Below are 19,953 nucleotides of genomic sequence, written 5' to 3'. Positions count from 1 at the left end.
CGCCCGGGGCCGTCGCATCGTCGCGCTACTGATCCAGTCACAGATTCGCTACTATGTTTAACCGTTACCTTTACCGTCAGCTTTGCTTATTTTGGAGCCCGAATGCCTAATCAAAAGGACATCGCCGTCGATAGCGGCGCACCGATGATTCCTGAACAGCGCCGTGAATTGATGCTGCGACAGTTGCGCAAGCATCAGGTGCTGAGCGTTCATCAACTGATGGAAATGTTTGACTGTTCGCACATGACCATACGCCGCGATATCGCGTTGCTGGAGCAGGAAGGTCGTGCTTACTCGGTAACGGGAGGAGTACGGATCGCCAGCCAGCTCCATAGTGAGCCCAGCCATCAGTTCAAGGCGGTGGTCGAGTTGCCACAGAAGCAGGCCATGGCCAGGCTCGCCGCTCGACTACTGCATGCCGATATGACGATCTACCTGGATGCGGGAACCAGCACACTGGAAATCGTCCCTTACATCAAGGCGCTGTCCGGCATGACCGTGGTGACTAACGACTTCGGCATTGTCCAGGCGCTGATCGAAGCACCGCATGTCACGGTGATTCATACCGGCGGGCAGCTGGATCACTCCAATCAATCGTGCGTGGGCGGTCTGGCGGTTGCCACCTTGCGTCAAGTCGTCACCGATATTGCCTTTATCTCTACCAGTTCCTGGGATTTGCGCCGCGGCCTCACCACGCCTTCGGCGCTGAAGGTGGAAGTCAAGCAAGTCGCGATGCAATCGGCTTCGCAAGTGGTGCTGGTGGCCAGCAGTTCGAAGTACGGCACGTTCAGCATGTACAGGATCGCCGGGCTCGAACAGTTCGACATCATCCTCAGCGACGACGCGTTGACCCCTGCCGCGGCCGATAGCATTCGCAAGCAGGGTGTCGAGCTGATGCTGCCGTCTGACAGCCCCCCGGTCTGAAACAACGGACGCCTGCATCGAGTACAGCCCGTGTTCCCCTTCCCCTTTGCGCTTAGCGCGCTTTCCAGTCCCGCAACCACTGCAAGCCGGCAGACGTATTGCCTCGCGGCCGGTATTCGCACCCTACCCAGCCGTCATAACCCAACTGGTCGATCAGCTCGAACAGATACGGATAGTTGACTTCTCCCAGATCGGGTTCATGCCGGTCCGGCACGCCGGCGATCTGGATATGGCCGATTCCGTCGAAGTCCCGACGAAGTTTAGTGGCCAGGTCTCCCTCGACGATTTGGCAGTGATAACAATCGAACTGCACCTTCAGGTTACTGGCGCCCACTTCCTTGCAGATGGTTTGGGCCTGGTCCTGCCGGTTGAGGAAAAAGCCTGGCATGTCCCGCGTATTGATCGGTTCTAGCAATACCGTGATCCCGACCTTGGCCGCCTGAGTGGTGGCGTAGCCGAGGTTTTCCAGGTAAATGCCGTGATGCCGTGCCCGGTCATTCTCGGAGGGCAGCAGGCCGGCCATGACATGGATGCGTGAGTTACCCAACACGCTGGCGTATTCCAGGGCGCGATCAAAACCACTGCGAAATTCACTCTCCCGGCCCGGCAACGACACCGTGCCCCGCTCGCCCGCCGCCCAATTACCGGGTGGCGCGTTGAACAGTGCCTGTACCAGGCCGTTGTCGCTCAAGCGTTGCTTGAGTTCTTCAGCACTGTGGTCGTAGGGAAACAGGTATTCCACCGCTTCGAAACCATCAGCCGCCGCGGCGGCGAAGCGATCCAGAAACTCATGTTCGGGGTAGAGCATGCTGAGATTGGCAGCAAAACGAGGCATGGTAGCTCCTGAGATTAAAGGTTAGACAAAGGGCCAGATCAGCAGGGTAATACAGAAACCCAAGGTACCGAGCAAGGTGGTCAACACCGTCCAGGTACGCAAGCCGTCAGCCACATTCAGTCCGGACAGCTTGGTGAAGATCCAGTAACCGGCATCATTGATATGGGACATGGCCAACCCGCCACCCCCCATGGCCAGGCACAACAGAGCCATGTGGTTCGGGGTGAGATTGAGGGTCGCAATCAGCGGGCTGATGATGCCGGCAGTGGTCACCAGCGCCACCGTGGTCGAGCCTTGGACCGCGCGCAACAGCAGGGTCAGCAGAAAGCCCAGCGCCAGCACCGGCAAACCGGTTGTGCGCAACATATCGGAGACCACGGCACCGATGCCGGTATCCACCAGCACCTTGCCAAACACCCCGCCGGCACCGGCTATCAGGATCACCATGGCCACACCGGGCAAGGCCGAACCGATCACGTCGGACACCTGAGTACGACTCCAGCCCCGACGCGAACCCAGCAACCAGGCACACAGTAAGGTGTCGATCAGCAGCGCCACCAGCGGTGCGCCGAGCACCGTCATGATGCCGCGCAGAATCGAATCGGCAGGCAGCAATGAGGTGGACAGAGTCCCCAGCAGAATCAGAATGATCGGGAGCAGGATCAGACTGACGATCAGCCCGAATCCCGGTGCCGGTGCCGGCGGCAACTTGGAAACGATGCTGCTGATGGACTCTTCCAGGCCCATGTGGGACACGGCCACGGCAGCTTGCGCAGTGCCTTTGTCGTTGCCATTGGACCAGGCGGCCAGGTCTTCATTGGTGACATGCGGACCGTAGACCTCGGCACGAATATCGTCGGTCATCGGGTACACCCGACGCGTCATGCGTCCGGCCACACGGTAGCCGACATAGCAAAGCAGCGCGGTCATCGGCAAACCGAACATCAGCACGCGGCCCAGGTCCGCACCCAACTGACTGGCAGCGGCCACTGCGCCCGGGTGTGGCGGCAGAAAGGCGTGTACGGTCAACAAGGCAGCACACATCGGCAGCGCAAACACCAACAGCGGCTTACGCGCACTGCGAGCGACGCTATAGGCCAGGGGCATGAGGATGATCACGCCCACTTCGAAGAACACCGGTACCCCGACCATGAAGCCGGCAATCGTCAACGCCAGGGGCGTACGCCGGTTGCCGAAACGAGAAATCAGCGTCTTGGCCAGCGCCTCGGCACCTCCGGAGAGCTCGATGATCCGTCCGATCATCGCGCCCAGGGCGATGATGATCGCGATATGCCCCAAGGTCTTGCCCATGCCGCCTTCGATGGTGGCGACCAGATCGACCGGCTTCACGCCGGCCACCAGCGCCACCAGAATGCTCACCAGCATCAAGGCCACGAAGGGTTGGAACTTGTACTTGAGCACCAGGAACAACAACAGCGCGATGCCCACCCCGGCAGTAATCATCAGGATTAACGGGCTCATTGCACAGGCCCTCCACGCTGGATGGGCGCGAAGGTCCTGCAACTGGAACTGAAAGTACCGCCGTGAAGGTCAGTCATGTTTGGATTTCCTGTTGTTATTGTTTTTTCAGGCAAGCCGCGTCCGTCGAGAGTCGCTGTGCGCCCCCCGGACCGGGCCTGCGGTGTCGATCTGTCGTGTTAAGCCAGGGTTTTACCAGTGCGCGCCGAAGGTCTCGCGCAATTCGTCCAATGCTGTCTGGTCGAGGGGTTGCGGTTTGGGATTGCTCATCAGCCAGAGCCGCGCAGTTTCCTCGAGTTCTTCCAGGGCGTAGCTGGCCCGGGACACCGAACTTTCCCAGACCACCGGGCCAAGCCGCTCAAGCATCACACCGCGGACGCTGTTGGCCAGTTGGGCGACCTGTTTGGCCACTTTCGCAGAACCGGGTCGCTGGTAGCCAATCAACGGAATATGCCCGACCTTCATGACCTGATAGGGCGTCAACGGCGGCAGAATGTCGTCCGCCTGCCAGACACCGGCCAGCGTCAACGCCACCAGATGGGTGGAGTGGGTATGCACCACGCCGCCGACAGTCGGGTTGCGGTCATAGACCTGGCGATGCAGCGCCAACGTCTTCGAGGGTTTGTCACCGGACACCCATTCGCCGGCCAGGTTGACCTTGGCTATGGTCGCCGGATCGAGTCGCCCGAGGCAGACATCAGTCGGCGTGATCAACCAACCATCGTCCAGGCGCGCGCTGATATTGCCAGCGCTGCCAACCGTATAACCGCGCTGGTAAAGACTGCGGCCAACCTCACAGATTTCTTCGCGCAAGGCGTTTTCGTTACTCACTGCACACCTCCGGCGAGTTGGTTCAAGGCTTTACTGAAGAAATCCCGACCACCGAAGTTGCCCGATTTGAGTGCCAGCGCCAAAGGTTCGTCAGTATTGCTGACGGTTGCCGGCACCCCCGGGTCGATCTGCGCGCCGATTTGCAGCAGCTGTACGCCCAATGCCTGAACCACCGCGCCCGAGGTTTCTCCACCGGCGATCACGAAACGGCGCACTCCGCTCTGGCGCAGTCCTTGTGCAATTTCGCCAAAGGCTTTTTCCACCAGACTTCCAGCGTGCTCGATACCCAGTTGCTGTTGCACCGACTTGACCTCATCGGGTGAGCTGGTGGCGTAGATCAACACGGTTTGGTCGTTATCACGAGCAAAGGACAAGGCTTGCGCCACCACCGGCTCACCTGTAGCCAAGGCCAAAGGATCAATTCGCAAGGCCGGCCGGCCGGCTTCGAGCCAGGCCGCCACTTGTCCATTGGTGGCGATCGAAGCACTACCGGCCAACACCACTTCCCTGCCGGACACCGCGGGGAGTTTCGAAGCATCGAGGTTACGCAGTTTGCCGGCGCGCCGGAAATTTTCCGGTAAGCCCAAGGCCAGACCTGAACCACCCGTCAACAACGGCAGATCGGCGCAGGCTGCACCGAGGGTGTACAGATCGCTGTCCGACAAGGCATCAGCGATTGCTATGCCGACACCTTGAGTTCTCAGCTCTGCAATGCGTGCCCGCACTTGCTCTGTGCCGCCTGCAATGGTGTCGTAGCGCAACAGGCCTACATTCAGGCGGGTCTGCGATTGCAGGACCCGAACCAGATTGGCATCGGTCATCGGCGTCAGCGGGTGATGTTGCATGCCCGAATCGCTGAGTAACTGATCCTGCACAAACAAGTGGCCGCGGAAGATTGTCCGGCCATTCTCCGGGAACGCCGGGCAGGCCAGGGTGAAGTCGCTGCCCAGTGCGCCCAGCAGCGCTTCGCTGACCTGGCCGATATTGCCGGCTGCGGTGGAGTCGAACGTCGAGCAATACTTGAAAAAGATCTGCTCGCAGCCTTGTTCGCGCAGCCAGGCCAGCGCGGCGAGGGACTGCTCGACCGCTTCGGCGACCGGCGTGGTACGCGACTTCAGGGCAATGACGATCGCATCGGCGTCAAGCCCGGCCGTCACTTGCGCGCTCGGGATGCCGATGCTTTGCACGGTGCGCATACCGCCGCGCACCAGCATGTTGGCCAGGTCCGTGGCACCGGTGAAATCGTCGGCGATGCAGCCCAGCAGCGGGCGTGCGGTGGATGTAGTCATGGGGTGTTCCTCAAACGGACTCAGGCTTGGCAGTCGGCAATGTGATGCCCGGGAAAATCTTGATCACCGCCGAATCGTCCTCACGGCCGAAGCCGGCGCTGGATGCCTGCATGAACATCTGGTGAGCGGTGGCCGACAGCGGCAGCGGGAATTTGCTGGCCCGGGCGGTATCCAGTACCAGGCCCAGATCCTTGACGAAAATATCCACCGCGGACAGGGGTGTGTAGTCAGCCTTGAGAATGTGCGGCACGCGGTTTTCGAACATCCAGGAATTACCGGCGCTATGGGTGATCACCTCGTAGAGTGCATCGGCATCGACCCCTTCACGCAGGCCCAGCGCCATGGCTTCGGCAGCGGCGGCAATATGCACACCGGCGAGGAGCTGGTTGATGATTTTGACCTTCGAACCCAGGCCATGAACGTCACCCAGGCGATAAATCTTGCCGGCCATGCCCGCCAGGATCGAATCAGCCTTGGTATAGGCGTCGGCCGGGCCCGAGGTCATCATGGTCATCTCGCCAGCGGCAGCCTTGGCGGCGCCACCGGAAATCGGTGCATCCAGATACAGCAGGCCTAGCGCGGCCAGGCGCTGGCCCAGATCCACCGCGTAAGTCGGGGCTACGGTGGCGCAGCCAATCACCAGACTGCCAGGCCGCAATGCGGCCACGGCACCACCCTCACCGAACAAGACGGTCTCGGTCTGCTCGGCATTGACCACCACGGTAATGATCACGTCACACTCAGCGGCCATGTGCGAGGGTGACGGGCAAGCCACACCGCCCTCCCCGGCGAACTGTTCTGTTACGCCAGCACGCACATCACAGGCATGCACATTGAAACCGCTGCGCAACAACGAGCGGGCAATGCCCAGCCCCATCGCGCCCAGACCGACAACACCGACAACACCGACACTCTTGTTATTCATGGGGTACTCCAGAGGAAAGCAGCGACTGCTTCCACGCCTGCAAGGCGCAGACGTTAGCCGCGTTGTAGATAGGGCTGCGGTAGACCGGATCAGCACCGAGCGGGTAAACCCCCAGAGGGGCGCTGTGATTCAGCACGTGAGTCGGGATCTCATCGAACATCAAGGCAATCCTGTTTCAATCGTGTTGTCAGGTTGTCATACCGGCTGGAACGATCATCCACCAATGAACGGATTATGTGAAGTATTTTTTCTATATAACATTTTTTAACACTGCTTTCGCCACGCAGGAAGAAGCGCTGCTGCGCTCCCTACGGGAGACAGTCGTTTAGCTGAGTCATGAGGAAAAGGCATGAGGGTGGTGCGCAGCGACTGCCAAGCTGTGCCTGGTGCAGGAGCCAGAGGCATCGACGTGGCGATCCTTTCGGACCTGGTGCACCGCCCTTGGTCCCTGGAGGGCAAGCGCATCGAAACCGTGACACTGAGCGATTCGGTAACGCCCATGAGCGTCGGCCTGGCCTGGCACCGCGAGCGCGTCTTTACCCCGGCTATGCAGGCCATGCGCGATTACTTCCACGATGCCTTTCTTGCGCCGCAGCAACTGTCGTCACGGCGTTGATGGATCAGATACGAAAACTGCCCGCTGACCTGTACACGATCTGGGGCAACTCCAATCCGAAAGTCTTGACGTCCAAATAAGGGAGACTAAAGAAGGTGAGCACGCATAGGAAATCTCAGGCAAAACACAATCTTGGTAGCAGCTGGCGAAGCCTGCGTTCGGCTGCGTAGCAGTCGTGAAATCAGGCGATGCGGGGTTTCAGGAAGACCTCGCGCTCAGGTTTCACGACTGCTGGCGCAGCCGAACGCAGGCTTCGCCAGCTGCTACAGATCGTGTTACGTCTTAACTGACAGGCGGCACGACCGCGAAGCGAGCGCACCGCCCCAATCAGTTAGCCGTGCGCCGCTCCCGGCCAGCCCGCCTGATGCAAGGCTTTGAGCAGCGTCTCGGCATCCAGCCCCGGCACTGCATGCCCGTTGCCTTCGGCGGTATCAGCGGCCAGCAAGGCATTGATGATGGCTTCCTCCACAGCTTCGGTGGCGGCCAGGAACAATTCGCTGATGTGGTCGTTGTTGACCATGCTCAGGTTGTCGGTGGTTGGCGCGCGCTTACTCTCGTAAGCAGCCGGCGGCACGTGCTGATTGCCGGTGGCGAAGGCGATGAAAATGTCACCGCTGTGGTCTTCATTACCGCCGCCGGTACGGGCGAGGCCGAGGCTGGCACGCTGCGCCAGGCGCGTGCATTGGTGCGGCAGCAACGGCGCATCGGTGGCCAGGCAAACCACGATCGAGCCCATGCCCGGGTGCGGCAGCGACGCTTTTAGAAATGGCGAATCGACCTGTTCCATGTAGCGTCCGACGGGGTAGCCATCGACGCGCAATTCATTGCGGATGCCGTGGTTGGCCTGAACGATGGCGCCAACGGTCCAACCGCCCTGGGCAGCGCTCAGACGCCGCGAAGCCGTGCCGATTCCGCCCTTGAATTCGTGACAGATCATACCGCTGCCACCGCCCACGGCCCCTTCAGTGACCGGGCCGCTCGCCGCCGAGCGCAGGGCTTCGGCCACGTGTTCGGGTTTCACATGAAAGCCGTTGATGTCGTTGAGCAAGCCGTCGTAAGTCTCCAGCACCACGGGCATGTTCCAGTAGAGGCGCCCGTCATCCGGCTGATGCTCACGGTCCAGCACAATCAGCGCATCGCGCACCACGCCCAGGCTGTGGGTGTTGGTGAAGGCGATCGGGCTGGTCAACAGTCCCGCCTCGCGAATCCACTCCAGACCGGTGGCATCGCCGTTGCCGTTCAACACATGGACGCCGGCGAAGCACGGTTGCTCGCTGGTGGAACCGGCACGCGGTTCGATCAGGGTGACGCCGGTCAGGATGTCGCGGCCGTTGGCGGTGCGTCCTCGCACATTGCTGTGGCCGACCCGTACGCCGGGCACGTCGGTGATGGCATTGAGGGGGCCGGGTTGCAGTTGGCCGAACTGAATGTTCAGGTCGCGGGCACGTGGTTTCATCGTCTCTTTCATAATCCGGGTCTTATTTGATGTGTTTGAGGAAAGCGATTGGTTAGTCGGCAGCAGAGCCGAGTCTGCCAATCAAGCGCCGGTCTTGACCGTGTTCCACGCACGGGTGCGCACGCGCTCCATCTTCAGCGGGAGTGGTTCAAGCGGAAAAAGCGTGTCCAACACTTCCTTGGACGGATATACCCCGGGGTTGTCGCGGATTTTCTGCTCGACAAGCGCGGTGGCATCCTTGTTGGCGTTCGGATAGCTCAGGTAGTTGGATGACTCAGCGATGACTTCGGGGCGCAGCATGTAGTTGATGAAGGCCAATCCTTGTTCCGGGTTCGGCGCATCGTTGAGTTGCACCAGACTCTCCACCCACACCGGAGCACCTTCACGTGGAATGCTGTAGACGAGGTGGCGTCCACTGCCAGCAAGTTCGGCAGCTTTTTGTGCATCAGAGACACCCCCGGCCCAGCCAAGCACGACGCAGACGTTGCCGTTGGCCAAATCAGAGATGAACTTGGAAGAATCGAAGTAGGCGATATGAGGACGCAGTTTCAGTAGCAGTTGCTCGGCTTTTTTGTAATCCTCCGGGTTCTGGCTGTTATAGGGCAATCCAAGGTAGTGCAACGCGATGGGAATGATCTCGCTGGGAGCGTCAAGCATGGCCACACCGCATTGACTCAGCTTGGCCAGGTTTTCTTCCTTGAAAATCAGGTCCCAGGAATTCACTGGCGCATCCGGGCCGAGGATCGATTTAACCTTGTCCGCGTCATAGCCGATGCCAGTGGTACCCCACAGATACGGGGCCGCATAGCTGTTTCCGGGATCGTTGGTCTGCAACTTGGCGAGGATGCCAGGGTCGAGATGGGACCAGTTGGGCAACTTGCTGCGATCCAGCTTCTTGAGCACACCCGCCTTGATCAGGTTCGGTAGCAGGTCGGCACTGGCGACCACTACGTCATAGCCACTTCGTCCTGCCATCAATTTGCTTTGCATGACGTCGCTGTTGTCGAACACATCGTACACAGCGTTGATGCCCGCTTCTTTCTGGAAGTCTTTCACCGTATTCGGGGCAATGTAGTCATACCAGTTGTAGATATGAACACTGGGCTTGGCAGCGTCATCGGCCTCGGCGCAGACCAGGCCGAAACTGAACAGTGAGGCCAGCGCGAATTGCATATAACGAGTCGGTTTCATCGGGATGCTCCAGAGCTTTAGCGCCGGGTCCAAGGACACCCGCACTGCTCCTGCTAATGTGTGAATTATTGTTGTGGTTGGGATGAAATCAGGGGATCAGTAGTTCACGGCGACCATCTTCGTGCTCGATCTGCTTGCCGGTCAGGAGCAGACGGCGGTCACTGAGGTCGTCATAGTCGCGGCGGGCCGTGCGCAGCAGCTCGAGGTCCAGCTCTACCACCTGACGGCACTCTGCACGCCCCGCTTCGAAGAGCGTGCGCCCGAAGGGATCGATTGCTGTACTCCCACCGGCAAAAACCAGGCCTTCGTCGCCGTCGCCGACGCGATTGACCATCACCGCGCTGGCGAATCCCATCAACTGGGTTTCTGGAAATATCAGCAGATCGGTATCCTCTGCACAGGTAGCGATGGCCTGCAAGGTACGGTCTAGGTTATAAGCGGTGTCGCCATCGCGACCGGTAAGTTGTACGAGTTCAATCTTCATCGGTGATCCTTTCACGTGTATGTGGGCTCGCCAAACTGCACAGCACCTGCCAGGGCTGGATGGAGTATGGAGAGCCACAAAACAGAAAGTAATCACATCGATGGGGTAACCCCGTATGGGTAGAAACGTGAGCATGACCTTGCAGGACATGGCCTGGCACCAGGCAGTTGGCAGGCTGATTGAAACACTTGACCGTCCTGTTTTCTGGCTGTCACTGGTGCGTCTGCTGGACCGATACATTCCGGTGGACAGCTGGGTCGTGCTGATTTTCAGCAATGGGCGGCCGCAGGTGCTCGCCGAATGCCCCGGCAAGGATGGCGGGCCGGATCCGCTCTTTCAGGACTACCTCAAAGGCCTGTACCTGCTCGACCCCTTTTACCAGGCCAACCGGGAAGCACCGCAGACCGGTTTATTTTGGCTGACTGATGTGGCGCCGGAGTGCTTCGAGCAGACCGACTATTACCAACGCTATTTCCGCCTCAATGTCGTTGCCGACGAAGTGCACATCAACGTCCAGCTGGACGCGGAACGCACCCTCAGCCTGTCGCTGGGAAGCGAGGGCCGCTTCAGTCCAGAGCAGATCGCCTTGCTCAGCCTCATCCAGTCCTGGGTCGCCGCCCTGATGCGGCAGCGCATGGCGTTCGAACAAGAGGTGCCGGAGCAGCCCCCGGCGCCGACACCCCGCTGGCATAACTGGCTGGACGCCACTGACCAGCAGTTGGAATCGCCGCTCTCGGCCCGCGAACTGGAAGTGGGTCGGCTAATGCTCAGCGGCTGTTCGAACAAGGAGATCGCGCGCAAGCTGGCGATTTCCGCCGAGACCGTGAAGGTCCACCGCAAGCACATGTACAGCAAACTCGGGATTAAATCTCAGACCGAGCTGTTCTCACTGTTTCTGAACGCGCAGAGCTGAGGTCGCCGCTAGCGAGGGACGGTGGCGGTATTGAATTTTCCGCAACTTTATGCCGAGATGAGGCCGAATTGAAAAAGTCAAAAATACAGTTTCAGCCTGTGATGCAGTAGCGCATTCTTTGATCTTCAGTTCTGTCTACTCGTCATGATCTGGGTAATGCCCACATGAAAACGGTCACAGCCCTTCTTGCCTGTCTGGTCACTGCCAGTGTGTTCGCGGTGACAAGCCCCTGTGCGAACGCAGCGTCCTTCAAGACCAGCTTCGACTGCACCACGGCAAGGGCATCCATCGAAAAGCTGATTTGTCGCGATTCGCAACTGGCGCAAATGGATATCGAATTGACACGTCTTTATCGCCTGGCGCTCACGGATGAACATTCCGTACCACGTCCAGACAAAGTCATGATCGACCAGCAGTTCTGGATCGACGCCCGCAATCAGTGTGCCTCCGATCGGGAGCCCAAGGCGTGCACGATCCGCAGTTATGCCGAGCGCGCCCACCAGCTACGCCAAGGCTCGGCCATTGTGCGAACCAAGGACCCGGACAGACTCACCGAAGGCCCCCTGGCTTTTCGTTGTACGGGGCTTAACGCGCCGATTGCCGCCACCTTCTTTACCACGCAACCGGGTGTCGTGTACCTGAAATGGGCGAACGCCTCGGTCACCCTGAACCAGGTGCCGAGTGATTCCGGAACCCAATACACGGGCAAGGATTACCACGGGAGCTATCGCTTCCGGCAAGACGGCGATGTGGTCCTTTTCCAGAAACCGGGCTCAGCGCAAATGAGTTGTACGGCCGAGCCGGCCGGCTGATTTTATGGCGCATAACAATCGATACGGCCCCCCGGTTCACAGGGAAGCCGCATCGACTCAACGGGTGTGCTTCATTTGTCGTCCGGTTTTTCAGACGATTGTGCGCGACTCTCCACGTTTTCCTCGGCGTTGGGCGGTGTTGGAACACTGCCAGGCGTGAACACGTGAGTCAGCAACTCCCGGGCATCGATTTCAACGACACCGGGCACCGTGCGGGCCAGTGCAACAGCCTGCTCACACTGTTTATGGGTGTTGACGCGACCGCTCAACGCCACCGTACCCGCATAGGTTTTGACGTGGATCTGCAGGCCAAGGGTCGGCTCGCCCAGTGCCAGGGCCGATTTCACCCGGGCGGTAATCCACGCGTCGTGAGCGACTGTTTCCAGTTGATCAGAGTAATGCTTAAAGGATTGAAGTTTCATGGCAGACCCCTCTCTCGAATCACAGACACAAACACCTACTAAGTATAGTGCGGCACTCACCTGCGGTCAGGATGCTCAGCGTTTGACCGAAAGATCGGTCTGAGTCATGCGACTGCGGATGGTGAACACCCCATCTCCCGAGAGAATGGCGCTGCGAGCAAACAACCGACCACTCTCCCAGTTCGAAAGCCCCAGTTCCGGCTTGTTCAGCGCGTACTGGCCATCGACCCAGCGGGTGATGCCGTTGCCGACAAAAGGTGCGTTGACCGCGTTGTAGAAACGCTCGTGCGCGACACCGTCTTCACTGATCAGCGACACGGTGAATTGCGGGCTGTAGCGATTGAACAAGGCGATCGCCGTGTCCAGGTCGTCGACGATCTTGAGGCTGACTTCCGGGGTTTCCTCCCATTCCCATTCGCGGCCCAACTGACTTTCGGGCAGCGGTTCGGCCAACGCTTCGGTCTGGTAGCCGTCAGCACGGTAGACGTCGACCGTTTCGGTCAGCCAATTGCCGGGCAAATACGATTCGCTGCCCTCGACGATGTGCAACTTGCAGCCCTCTTCCCGTGCGGCGCCCGACTGTTGCAAGGCGTCCAGAAACAATGGCACCAGTTCGGCCGCGCGATCGCGGTGAATCAGGCAGACATTCAGGGTGTTACAGACTTTGCGGTCCAGGGAATGGCGCACCACCGCGGCGAAACGCTTGGCGTCAGCGTCCTTATCGGCGATCAACCAGGCGCCACCGGTGCCGTGCAGGCTGACGGCGGTGCCCGCTTGCTGCGCGATGCTGCCCAGTTGACTGACGGCGCGACCCGAACCACGGGCCACGGCCAGCGACAGACGCCGGTCGGCGAACATCGCCCAACCAGCGGCGTGGTTGACGCTTTCCACCAGCGACACTGCGCCCGCCGGCAACCCGGCGTCACTCAGTGCCGGGTTCAATGCGTGAGTAACGATGGCTTGCGCCGTGCCCAACGCATCGCTGCCAATGCGCAGTACGGCGGTGTTGCCGGTGCGCAATACGCCAGCGGCATCGGCGAAGACGTTTGGCCGGCCTTCGAAGACGAACGCGACGATGCCCAGGGGCGAGACCACTTGCTCGACTTTCCAGCCGTCATGCTCGACGCAACTGATGACTTTGCCGCGCGTGGCCGATGCATCGCGCCAGGCCCGCAGACCGGCGATCATGTCACGGCGCATGCGGTCATCGGCGAGCAACCGTGTGGTTGAACGTCCACGCGAGATGGCCCACTCGATGTCGGCCAGGTTGGCAGCCTCGATCAACGCCCAGCAGTCCGGATTTTCCAGACGTTGGGCAAAACAGTCGAAGAACGCGCTGATCGCCTGATCCGACACAGCGGACATCGCCGTAAAGGCCGCTTCGGCCCGCTCGATCGCCACCGCCGCCGCTTTCTGGTCGGCGACGGGAACCAGCAACAATTCGCCACTGACCTGTTCCACCAGAAGATGGTCGCCGGGCTGAAAGCGCGCTGCCAGTTCGGGGCTGACCACGGTGACACGATTACCGGCAAACGGGATCGGCGTGCCAGCGATTAGACGTTCGAGCGCAAGAGACATGAAGCGGTTCACCATGCAGGGGGCGGCTGGAAAATGTATAGGAAAAGCCATTCAGCGTCATCAGCCCGCCACCGGTTGCCGCCCCCCTCTCCTGCCTGGAAGATTGGGTCAGTCCGCAGGACGGCGATTTGGCTTCGTCCATAGCGGCCTGTCAAACAAGTCAGGACTTTCAGGCGCCTACGGCGCGTCCTCCACCCATTGCCAGAACAACTGATAGCCGACCGCAAGCACCACGGGGCCGATGAACAGCCCGATGATCCCGCCGGTGACCATGCCGCCCAAGGCGCCGATCAGCACCACCGGCATCGGCACATCCACTCCGCGTCCCAACAACAACGGTTTGAGTACGTTATCGACCAGCCCGGCGACGAATACATAGATGGCAAAGATGATGGTCGCCGTGCTGGCCCCTTCAGTGGCAAACACAAACGCAATCACGGGCACCGTAATCAGCGTCGCCGGCAACTGCAAGATACCGAGCAACAACACCCCGAGCGCCAGCAAACCGGCCCCCGGCACCCCCTTCATCACGAAACCGACGCCCACCAGCAGCATCTGAATGAAGGCGATGCCCACCACCCCCAACGCGACCGCCCGGATGGTGGCCGTGCACAGTTCGGCGATTTTCGCCCCTTTGCCTGGATCGCTGACGCGCGAGGCGATCTGCACGGCACTGCGGCTACCCGCTTCACCATAGGCCATGAAGATGCCAGCAATTATCAAGGCAAAGATAAAGGTGAGAAACCCCATGCCGACACCGGCAATCTTGCTTAGCAGGGTCAGGCTGACGTCTTTTATTTGCGGTAAGTACTTCTGTGTCAGCCCCGGCAGATCAATGGAGGCTTGCAGCCAGATTCCGGATAGACGCTTACCCACCAACGGCAAGCCGGCGATTGAATCGGGCGGTGGAGCAATTTGAAAATCGCCGGCCTTGACCGTGCTCATCGTGTTCTGGACCGAGTCTGCGATCGAGGTACCCAACAGGTAGATCGGCACCATGAGAATAATGATGGAGATCAACACAATCAGCGTGGCAATAAGCCCTTCTTTATGCCCCAGCGGGCCCATGAGCCGCTTTTGCAGGGGATAAAGGGTGATCGCCAGGATCACCGACCACAGCATCAAGTCACGGAACGGACGGAATATCTCGAAGCAGAACAGCACCAGAACCACAATCAGCCCGGCGCGAATTAGCACATTGAGCAGGTCTCGGGAGAAGGATTTTTCAGGGGTCGACGAGGGCACCATGGCTGCCTCCTTGCAGGTCGCTGCAAAGGTTGGGGATCGGTTAGCCCAGCATAGACGCCAAATACACAGCGTGACGGTTCAACGCAGTTTTAGTGGATCCACCATTTCAGCCGCGATAGCCATGCCCACCAGATCCGGCAACGTATTGGCCTGCATGCGCTTCATCACGCGCGAGCGGTACAGGTCGACGGTTTTTGCGCTCACGCCCAGTTGCTCGGCGATTTCACGGGTGGTGTAACCCTGCACCAGCGGCAGCAACACATCACGCTCCCGGGGTGTCAGTGTGAGCAAGCGCGCCTGCAAGGCGTCGTGGCCCTGGTTACCTGAGCGGTGGCTCGCGCAGTTGCTGAGCGCCTGTTGCACGCTGTCCAGCAGCAACTGCTCGTTATAGGGTTTCTCGATGAAGTCATGGGCGCCGGCCTTGAAGGCGCGCACTACAATCGGCACATCGGCGTGCCCGCTGACGAAGATGATCGGCAGGTTCAACTGGCGCACACGCATTTCTTCCTGGACATTCAACCCCCCCATGCCCGGCATGCGCACATCCAGCAGCACACAGGCATCGAGCGAGGCATCGCAGGCATTGAGAAACTCGACACCACTGGTAAACGGCAACGCCTTGAGCCCGACCGACTCCAACAGCCAAACCGTTGAATCGAGCATCCCCTGGTCATCGTCGACCACGTACACCACGTGCTCCGTCACACCTGCCATTGCATTATTCCTGTTGTTGTTTTGTTGGGCCGGCGAGCGGCAAGCAGCAACACATCAGCAGTCCGACAGACTGACGCCGGGCCTGCAATTCACCACCGAACCCTTCGATGATACTGCGGCTCATGGACAAGCCAAGCCCCAGGCCGTCGGCCTTGCTGGTATAGAACGGGGTAAATATCTGCTCAAGCTCGGACTCGCTGACGCCCGGCCCCTGGTCTTGCACACTGATTTCCACGGTAGCGCCACCGCCCTGCTCCGCCGCCATCACGATCAGCGAAGGCTGTCCCGGATGTTGTTCGCGGTTGGCATCGATAGCATTGCGCAGCAGATTGAGCAGCACCTGCTCCAGCAACACCCGGTCGGCATAAACGGGCGGCAGATTATCCGGCAGCCGATCCTCGATTGTCACTTGGCAATTGCTCGCTTCCCAGGCACATAAACGCACAGCCTCGCGGGCGACGTCGGTAAAATTCAGCGCCTGCATGCGCCGCTGCCCCTTGCGCAGAAACGCCCGCAACCGCTTGATCACTTCCGAGGCATGGGTGGCGTGATGGGTGATGCGTTGCAGTCCTTGCGCCACGCGTTCGGCCGCTTGAGGATTGGAGTCCAGTGTCTGCAGGTAACGCTGGCTGGCATTGGCATAATTGACCACGGCCGCCAGCGGCTGATTGATTTCGTGGGCGATGCCCGAAGCGAGTTCACCCAACGTGACCAACCGCGCGGTGTGCGCCAGTTCGTCCTGATGGCGGCGCTGTTGCACTTCGCGCAGTTCACGCTCGGTCATGTCCCGCGCCACCAACGAGTAATAGCGCTCGCCCCCCGCCGAACGGTGCGCCAGCAACACCAGCGACACCGGCACGGACGTGCCGCCACCCGGCGGTTGCAAGCGTGCGTCGGTGCTCCAGACACCCTCACGTTCGGCGCTGCTCCAGCCGTCCCGTTGCAAACGTGTCAGGTCGGCGCTGGCGAATAACTCGGCCAGGGCCGGCATCGGTTGTTGCTCGTCGATCCCGAGGATGCGCCGCGCCGCGGGGTTCAGGTAAGTAACCTGCCCCTCGGGATCGATGAACAACACCGGGTCGATGTTGGCCTCGACCACTTCCGCCAGGCGCCGTTTGTTCTCTTCGGCCTGCACCCTTGCAGTGATATCCCGGGAGACGCTGACCACTTCGACGACCGCGCCGGTATAGGTTTCACGGATCGCCCGGCTGGCGGTTTCGAACCACAGGTAATGCCCGGCACGATGGCGGATGCGATACGTCATGGTGTGATAGCCGTCCTGCTCCAATGCGTCCCGCGCGCGCTGCACCAGGTTGGCGAGGTCCTGGCCATGGAACAAACCCTGGGCCATTTTGCCGCGCAATTCTTCGGGCCAATAGCCGAGCAACGTCCAGGACGCGGGCGACGCATCGAGAAAGCGCCCGTCCGGGGTATGCCGGGAAATCAGGTCGGTGGTGTTCTCGATGATCAGCCGATACAGCCGTCGTGCCGTGGCCGCTTCACGCTCGGCCAGCACTTGTACGGTGGCATCGCGGCAGCGCGCGAGCACGCGGTTGTCCTGGGGATCGGGAATAAACGTCCAGATCAGTATCCGCGTTTCGAATTGAGCTTCGACGCCTTCGATGGCACGTTGCTGGTCCAGACACGCGCGCACCAGCACCCGGTGATTCACCGGTAAAAAGCCCAGCACATCGGTCAGCGGTTTTTCAGCGAGCAATGCCAACAGCGCCGCGTTGAACTCCAGCGGTCGACCCTGTGCATCGAGTAACAGGCTCGGCTGCGGATCGTGCCCCAACAGCGGTGAGCCGCGCAGCATGCCATTGACGCTACTCAGCAAGGTGGTCAGCAAGTCCTGCACCCAACCCAACCAATCGAAACTCACGCCCTCGCACACTTCCACCAACAGCAACCCCGGCTGCCCTGGCTGTAGCGCCAGATTAAACACCTGGCCATGGCTGATCGCGGCCCGGCGCAACCGACCGGACAGCCAGCAATCGAGTTGACGGACTTGCTCCAGGTCCAGACGTCCGGCCTCAACCAATCCATCGAACAACAACTCATCACTCGCCAGCGCAGGGTCACCCTGGCCCGGTGGAAAATGCTGGGCAGAGCCTTCATGGCTGTAAATCCGCGCATGGGGTTGCCAGCTCAAATAAACCGCCCGGCGCACCTCTGGACACTCCTGCAACGCACGGCACAAGGCATCGGCCCGAGCGGCCAGCGGCACACCCTCGCGCTGCAGGCGCAACCAGCTGTGCAATCGAACGGGAGTCAGGGTCATCACAGGTCCGCTTCGTAAGGGGAGATAAGGATATACCGACCTTAGCGGTATGACTGCAGCCATTTGGATCAGCAAGAATTAAATATAGTACATTTCCTATACGCCATAGGTTGTACTTCCATATAGATGAGCAATTGTTATATAAATCACACCGGACATAAAAGGTGACCTCAGCGGCTAAGCTGAAAGGCCACCAATAGAGCTAACAATCAGCCACCGAGTACCCGTCATGTCGATCTATGAACAAGGGCTAGGCCCTACGGCTGTCAATCACATTGCCTTGTCTCCGCTCAGCTTCATTGAGCGTACCGCCAGCGTTTACCCGAACTACCCCGCTGTCATCCATGGCTCGATTCGCCGTACGTGGGCGCAGACCTACACCCGTTGCCGCCGCCTGGCCTCGGCGTTGGCTGGTCGCGGCATCGGCAAGAACGACACCGTGGCGGTGATGCTGCCCAATATTCCCGAGATGCTTGAAGTGCATTTCGGCGTACCGATGATTGGCGCAGTGCTCAACCCGCTCAACGTGCGCCTGGATGCCGAAGCCATTGCCTTCATGCTGCAGCATGGCGAGGCCAGGGTGCTGATCACCGACCGTGAGTTCCATAGCGTGATTCACGCAGCGATCGGCATGCTGGATCACCCGCCGCTGGTCATCGACGTCAACGACCCGGAGTACGGCGAAGGTCAGGCCGTCAGCGATCTGGACTATGAAGCGTTGCTCGCTGAAGGCGACCCGGACTTCGCCTGGCAATGGCCGGAGAACGAATGGCAAGCCATCTCGCTGAACTACACCTCCGGCACCACCGGGAACCCGAAAGGCGTGGTCTACCACCATCGCGGCGCTTACCTGAACTCATTGGGCAACCAGATGACCTGGTCCATCGGCAACCATCCGGTGTACCTCTGGACGCTGCCGATGTTCCATTGCAACGGCTGGTGCTACCCATGGACCATTACGGCGCTGGCCGGTGTGCACGTGTTCCTGCGTCGCGTCGATCCGCAGAAAATCCTCACGCTGATCCGCGAACACCAGGTCACTCACCTGTGCGGCGCGCCGATCGTGCTCAACGCGCTGGTTAACATGCCGGAATCGGCGAAAGCGGCCATCGACCACCCGGTCAACGCCATGGTCGCAGGCGCCGCACCGCCGGCCAAAGTGATTGGCGCTGTAGAAGAAATGGGCATCAAGGTCACACACGTCTACGGCCTGACCGAAACCTATGGCCCGGTGACGCTGTGTGCCTGGCATGCCGAATGGGATGAGTTTTCCCTGGATGAGCGGGCACAGATCAAATCCCGTCAAGGCGTGCGCTACCCGACGCTCGAAGGCGTGATGGTCGGCGACTCCACGACGCTGGAACCCACCCCGCGTGACGGTCAGACCATCGGCGAGATCTTCATGCGCGGCAACACCGTGATGAAGGGCTACCTGAAGAACCCGACCGCCACCGCTGAAGCCTTCGACGGCGGCTGGTTCCATACCGGCGACCTGGCGGTCTGTCATCCGGACGGTTATGTCGAGATCAAGGACCGACTCAAAGACATCATCATCTCCGGCGGCGAGAACATCTCCACCATAGAACTCGAAGGCGTGCTCTATCGCCACCCAGGCGTGATGGAGGCGGCAGTGGTTGCGCGTCCCGATGAGAAATGGGGCGAAACGCCTTGCGCTTTCATCACCTTGAAAGCCGATCACCAGGATGTACGCGAGGCGGACATCATCAGTTTTTGCCGCGAACATCTGGCCGGCTTCAAAGTCCCACGCACCGTGATCTTCACCCTGTTGCCGAAGACATCCACCGGCAAGATTCAGAAGTACGTTCTGCGCGACAGGGCCAAAGCCCTCTAACCCGAACCTGAGTTTGATCCACCCGGCGGCAGGTGCTTTACCTGCCGCTTCGGGTTCGTGCAGGCCGAATTCGGTGCCGCCAGCGCTTCCAGTCATTGATTGA

General features: G+C 60.1%; 18 protein-coding genes and 1 pseudogene. 5 read left to right on the top strand and 14 right to left on the bottom strand.

The genetic code is table 11. The annotated features are described in order from the left end of the window. Window positions 1-102: 102 nt before the first annotated feature. A complete protein-coding gene (locus ACM6IR_RS13895; protein WP_414908236.1) occupies window positions 103-924 on the top strand; it encodes a DeoR/GlpR family DNA-binding transcription regulator in 822 nt (273 codons plus the stop codon). A gap of 52 nt (window positions 925-976) precedes the next feature. Here the strand turns inward: ACM6IR_RS13895 and otnI are convergent, their stop codons facing one another. The 6 genes from otnI to ACM6IR_RS13865 all read right to left on the bottom strand — a co-directional run bounded on the left by otnI (window position 977) and on the right by ACM6IR_RS13865 (window position 6,443). After that, complete coding sequence (otnI, locus tag ACM6IR_RS13890; RefSeq protein ID WP_414908235.1) at window positions 977-1,759, bottom strand: 2-oxo-tetronate isomerase; 783 nt, start codon at window positions 1,757-1,759, stop codon at window positions 977-979. Window positions 1,760-1,780: 21 nt separating this feature from the next. Further along, a complete protein-coding gene (locus tag ACM6IR_RS13885; RefSeq protein WP_414908234.1) occupies window positions 1,781-3,241 on the bottom strand; it encodes an SLC13 family permease in 1,461 nt (486 codons plus the stop codon). A 189-nt stretch (window positions 3,242-3,430) separates the two neighbouring features. Further along, window positions 3,431-4,069 carry an aldolase gene (locus ACM6IR_RS13880; protein ID WP_414908233.1) on the bottom strand — a complete coding sequence of 213 codons (639 nt, stop codon included), beginning with the start codon at window positions 4,067-4,069 and terminating at the stop codon, window positions 3,431-3,433. Next, window positions 4,066-5,358 carry a 3-oxo-tetronate kinase gene (gene otnK, locus ACM6IR_RS13875; protein ID WP_414908232.1) on the bottom strand — a complete coding sequence of 431 codons (1,293 nt, stop codon included), beginning with the start codon at window positions 5,356-5,358 and terminating at the stop codon, window positions 4,066-4,068. Before otnK ends, ACM6IR_RS13880 begins: the two co-directional genes overlap by 4 nt. 10 nt (window positions 5,359-5,368) lie before the next feature. Further along, window positions 5,369-6,283 carry an L-threonate dehydrogenase gene (gene ltnD, locus ACM6IR_RS13870; RefSeq protein WP_414908231.1) on the bottom strand — a complete coding sequence of 305 codons (915 nt, stop codon included), beginning with the start codon at window positions 6,281-6,283 and terminating at the stop codon, window positions 5,369-5,371. Further along, entirely contained in the window at window positions 6,276-6,443 is a 168-nt protein-coding gene (locus ACM6IR_RS13865; protein WP_414908230.1) for a hypothetical protein, read from the bottom strand. Before ACM6IR_RS13865 ends, ltnD begins: the two co-directional genes overlap by 8 nt. 204 nt (window positions 6,444-6,647) lie before the next feature. Between ACM6IR_RS13865 and ACM6IR_RS13860 the strand changes: the two are divergent. Then, window positions 6,648-6,899: pseudogene (locus tag ACM6IR_RS13860) on the top strand (LysR substrate-binding domain-containing protein); the annotation flags it as partial. Between the two features lie 331 nt (window positions 6,900-7,230). On the opposite strand, the gene ACM6IR_RS13855 reads toward ACM6IR_RS13860, so the two are convergent. The 3 genes from ACM6IR_RS13855 to ACM6IR_RS13845 all read right to left on the bottom strand — a co-directional run bounded on the left by ACM6IR_RS13855 (window position 7,231) and on the right by ACM6IR_RS13845 (window position 10,030). After that, window positions 7,231-8,355, bottom strand: coding sequence for a P1 family peptidase (locus tag ACM6IR_RS13855; RefSeq protein ID WP_414908229.1), 1,125 nt, complete (start codon window positions 8,353-8,355; stop codon window positions 7,231-7,233). Between the two features lie 81 nt (window positions 8,356-8,436). After that, window positions 8,437-9,546: a polyamine ABC transporter substrate-binding protein gene (locus tag ACM6IR_RS13850; protein ID WP_414908228.1), complete on the bottom strand. Its 1,110-nt coding sequence runs from the start codon at window positions 9,544-9,546 to the stop codon at window positions 8,437-8,439. An 88-nt stretch (window positions 9,547-9,634) separates the two neighbouring features. Next, window positions 9,635-10,030 (bottom strand): hypothetical protein, encoded by a 396-nt coding sequence (locus tag ACM6IR_RS13845; protein WP_414908227.1) that lies wholly within the window; start codon window positions 10,028-10,030, stop codon window positions 9,635-9,637. 127 nt (window positions 10,031-10,157) lie between these two features. On the opposite strand from ACM6IR_RS13845, the gene ACM6IR_RS13840 reads away from it, so the two are divergent. Together ACM6IR_RS13840 and ACM6IR_RS13835 are read left to right on the top strand one after the other, a co-directional pair. Then, window positions 10,158-10,943: a response regulator transcription factor gene (locus tag ACM6IR_RS13840; RefSeq protein WP_414908363.1), complete on the top strand. Its 786-nt coding sequence runs from the start codon at window positions 10,158-10,160 to the stop codon at window positions 10,941-10,943. A gap of 164 nt (window positions 10,944-11,107) precedes the next feature. Then, a complete protein-coding gene (locus tag ACM6IR_RS13835) occupies window positions 11,108-11,755 on the top strand; it encodes an MliC family protein (RefSeq protein WP_414908226.1) in 648 nt (215 codons plus the stop codon). Between the two features lie 71 nt (window positions 11,756-11,826). Here ACM6IR_RS13835 and ACM6IR_RS13830 read toward each other — a convergent pair whose 3' ends face one another. The 5 genes from ACM6IR_RS13830 to ACM6IR_RS13810 form a co-directional block, all read right to left on the bottom strand. Continuing rightward, window positions 11,827-12,177 (bottom strand): BON domain-containing protein, encoded by a 351-nt coding sequence (locus ACM6IR_RS13830; RefSeq protein ID WP_414908225.1) that lies wholly within the window; start codon window positions 12,175-12,177, stop codon window positions 11,827-11,829. A 75-nt stretch (window positions 12,178-12,252) separates the two neighbouring features. Further along, the gene (locus ACM6IR_RS13825; RefSeq protein ID WP_414908224.1) at window positions 12,253-13,755 is read right to left on the bottom strand and encodes an aldehyde dehydrogenase family protein; all 1,503 of its coding nucleotides are present in this window, start codon (window positions 13,753-13,755) and stop codon (window positions 12,253-12,255) included. A 177-nt stretch (window positions 13,756-13,932) separates the two neighbouring features. Beyond that, window positions 13,933-15,003 carry an AI-2E family transporter gene (locus ACM6IR_RS13820; RefSeq protein ID WP_414908223.1) on the bottom strand — a complete coding sequence of 357 codons (1,071 nt, stop codon included), beginning with the start codon at window positions 15,001-15,003 and terminating at the stop codon, window positions 13,933-13,935. A gap of 78 nt (window positions 15,004-15,081) precedes the next feature. Beyond that, window positions 15,082-15,717 carry a response regulator transcription factor gene (locus tag ACM6IR_RS13815; protein ID WP_414908222.1) on the bottom strand — a complete coding sequence of 212 codons (636 nt, stop codon included), beginning with the start codon at window positions 15,715-15,717 and terminating at the stop codon, window positions 15,082-15,084. A gap of 4 nt (window positions 15,718-15,721) precedes the next feature. Continuing rightward, window positions 15,722-17,998 carry a PAS domain S-box protein gene (locus tag ACM6IR_RS13810; RefSeq protein WP_414908221.1) on the bottom strand — a complete coding sequence of 759 codons (2,277 nt, stop codon included), beginning with the start codon at window positions 17,996-17,998 and terminating at the stop codon, window positions 15,722-15,724. 229 nt (window positions 17,999-18,227) lie between these two features. Here ACM6IR_RS13810 and ACM6IR_RS13805 point away from each other — a divergent pair, with 229 nt between their 5' ends. Further along, a complete protein-coding gene (locus ACM6IR_RS13805) occupies window positions 18,228-19,850 on the top strand; it encodes an acyl-CoA synthetase (protein ID WP_414908220.1) in 1,623 nt (540 codons plus the stop codon). Window positions 19,851-19,953: the final 103 nt, after the last annotated feature.

The sequence above is a fragment of the Pseudomonas sp. IT-P253 genome, from assembly GCF_949768125.1.
GTDB lineage: Bacteria > Pseudomonadota > Gammaproteobacteria > Pseudomonadales > Pseudomonadaceae > Aquipseudomonas.
Note: the sequence above shows the minus strand (reverse complement) of the source record. Positions and strands in the feature narration are given on the sequence as shown.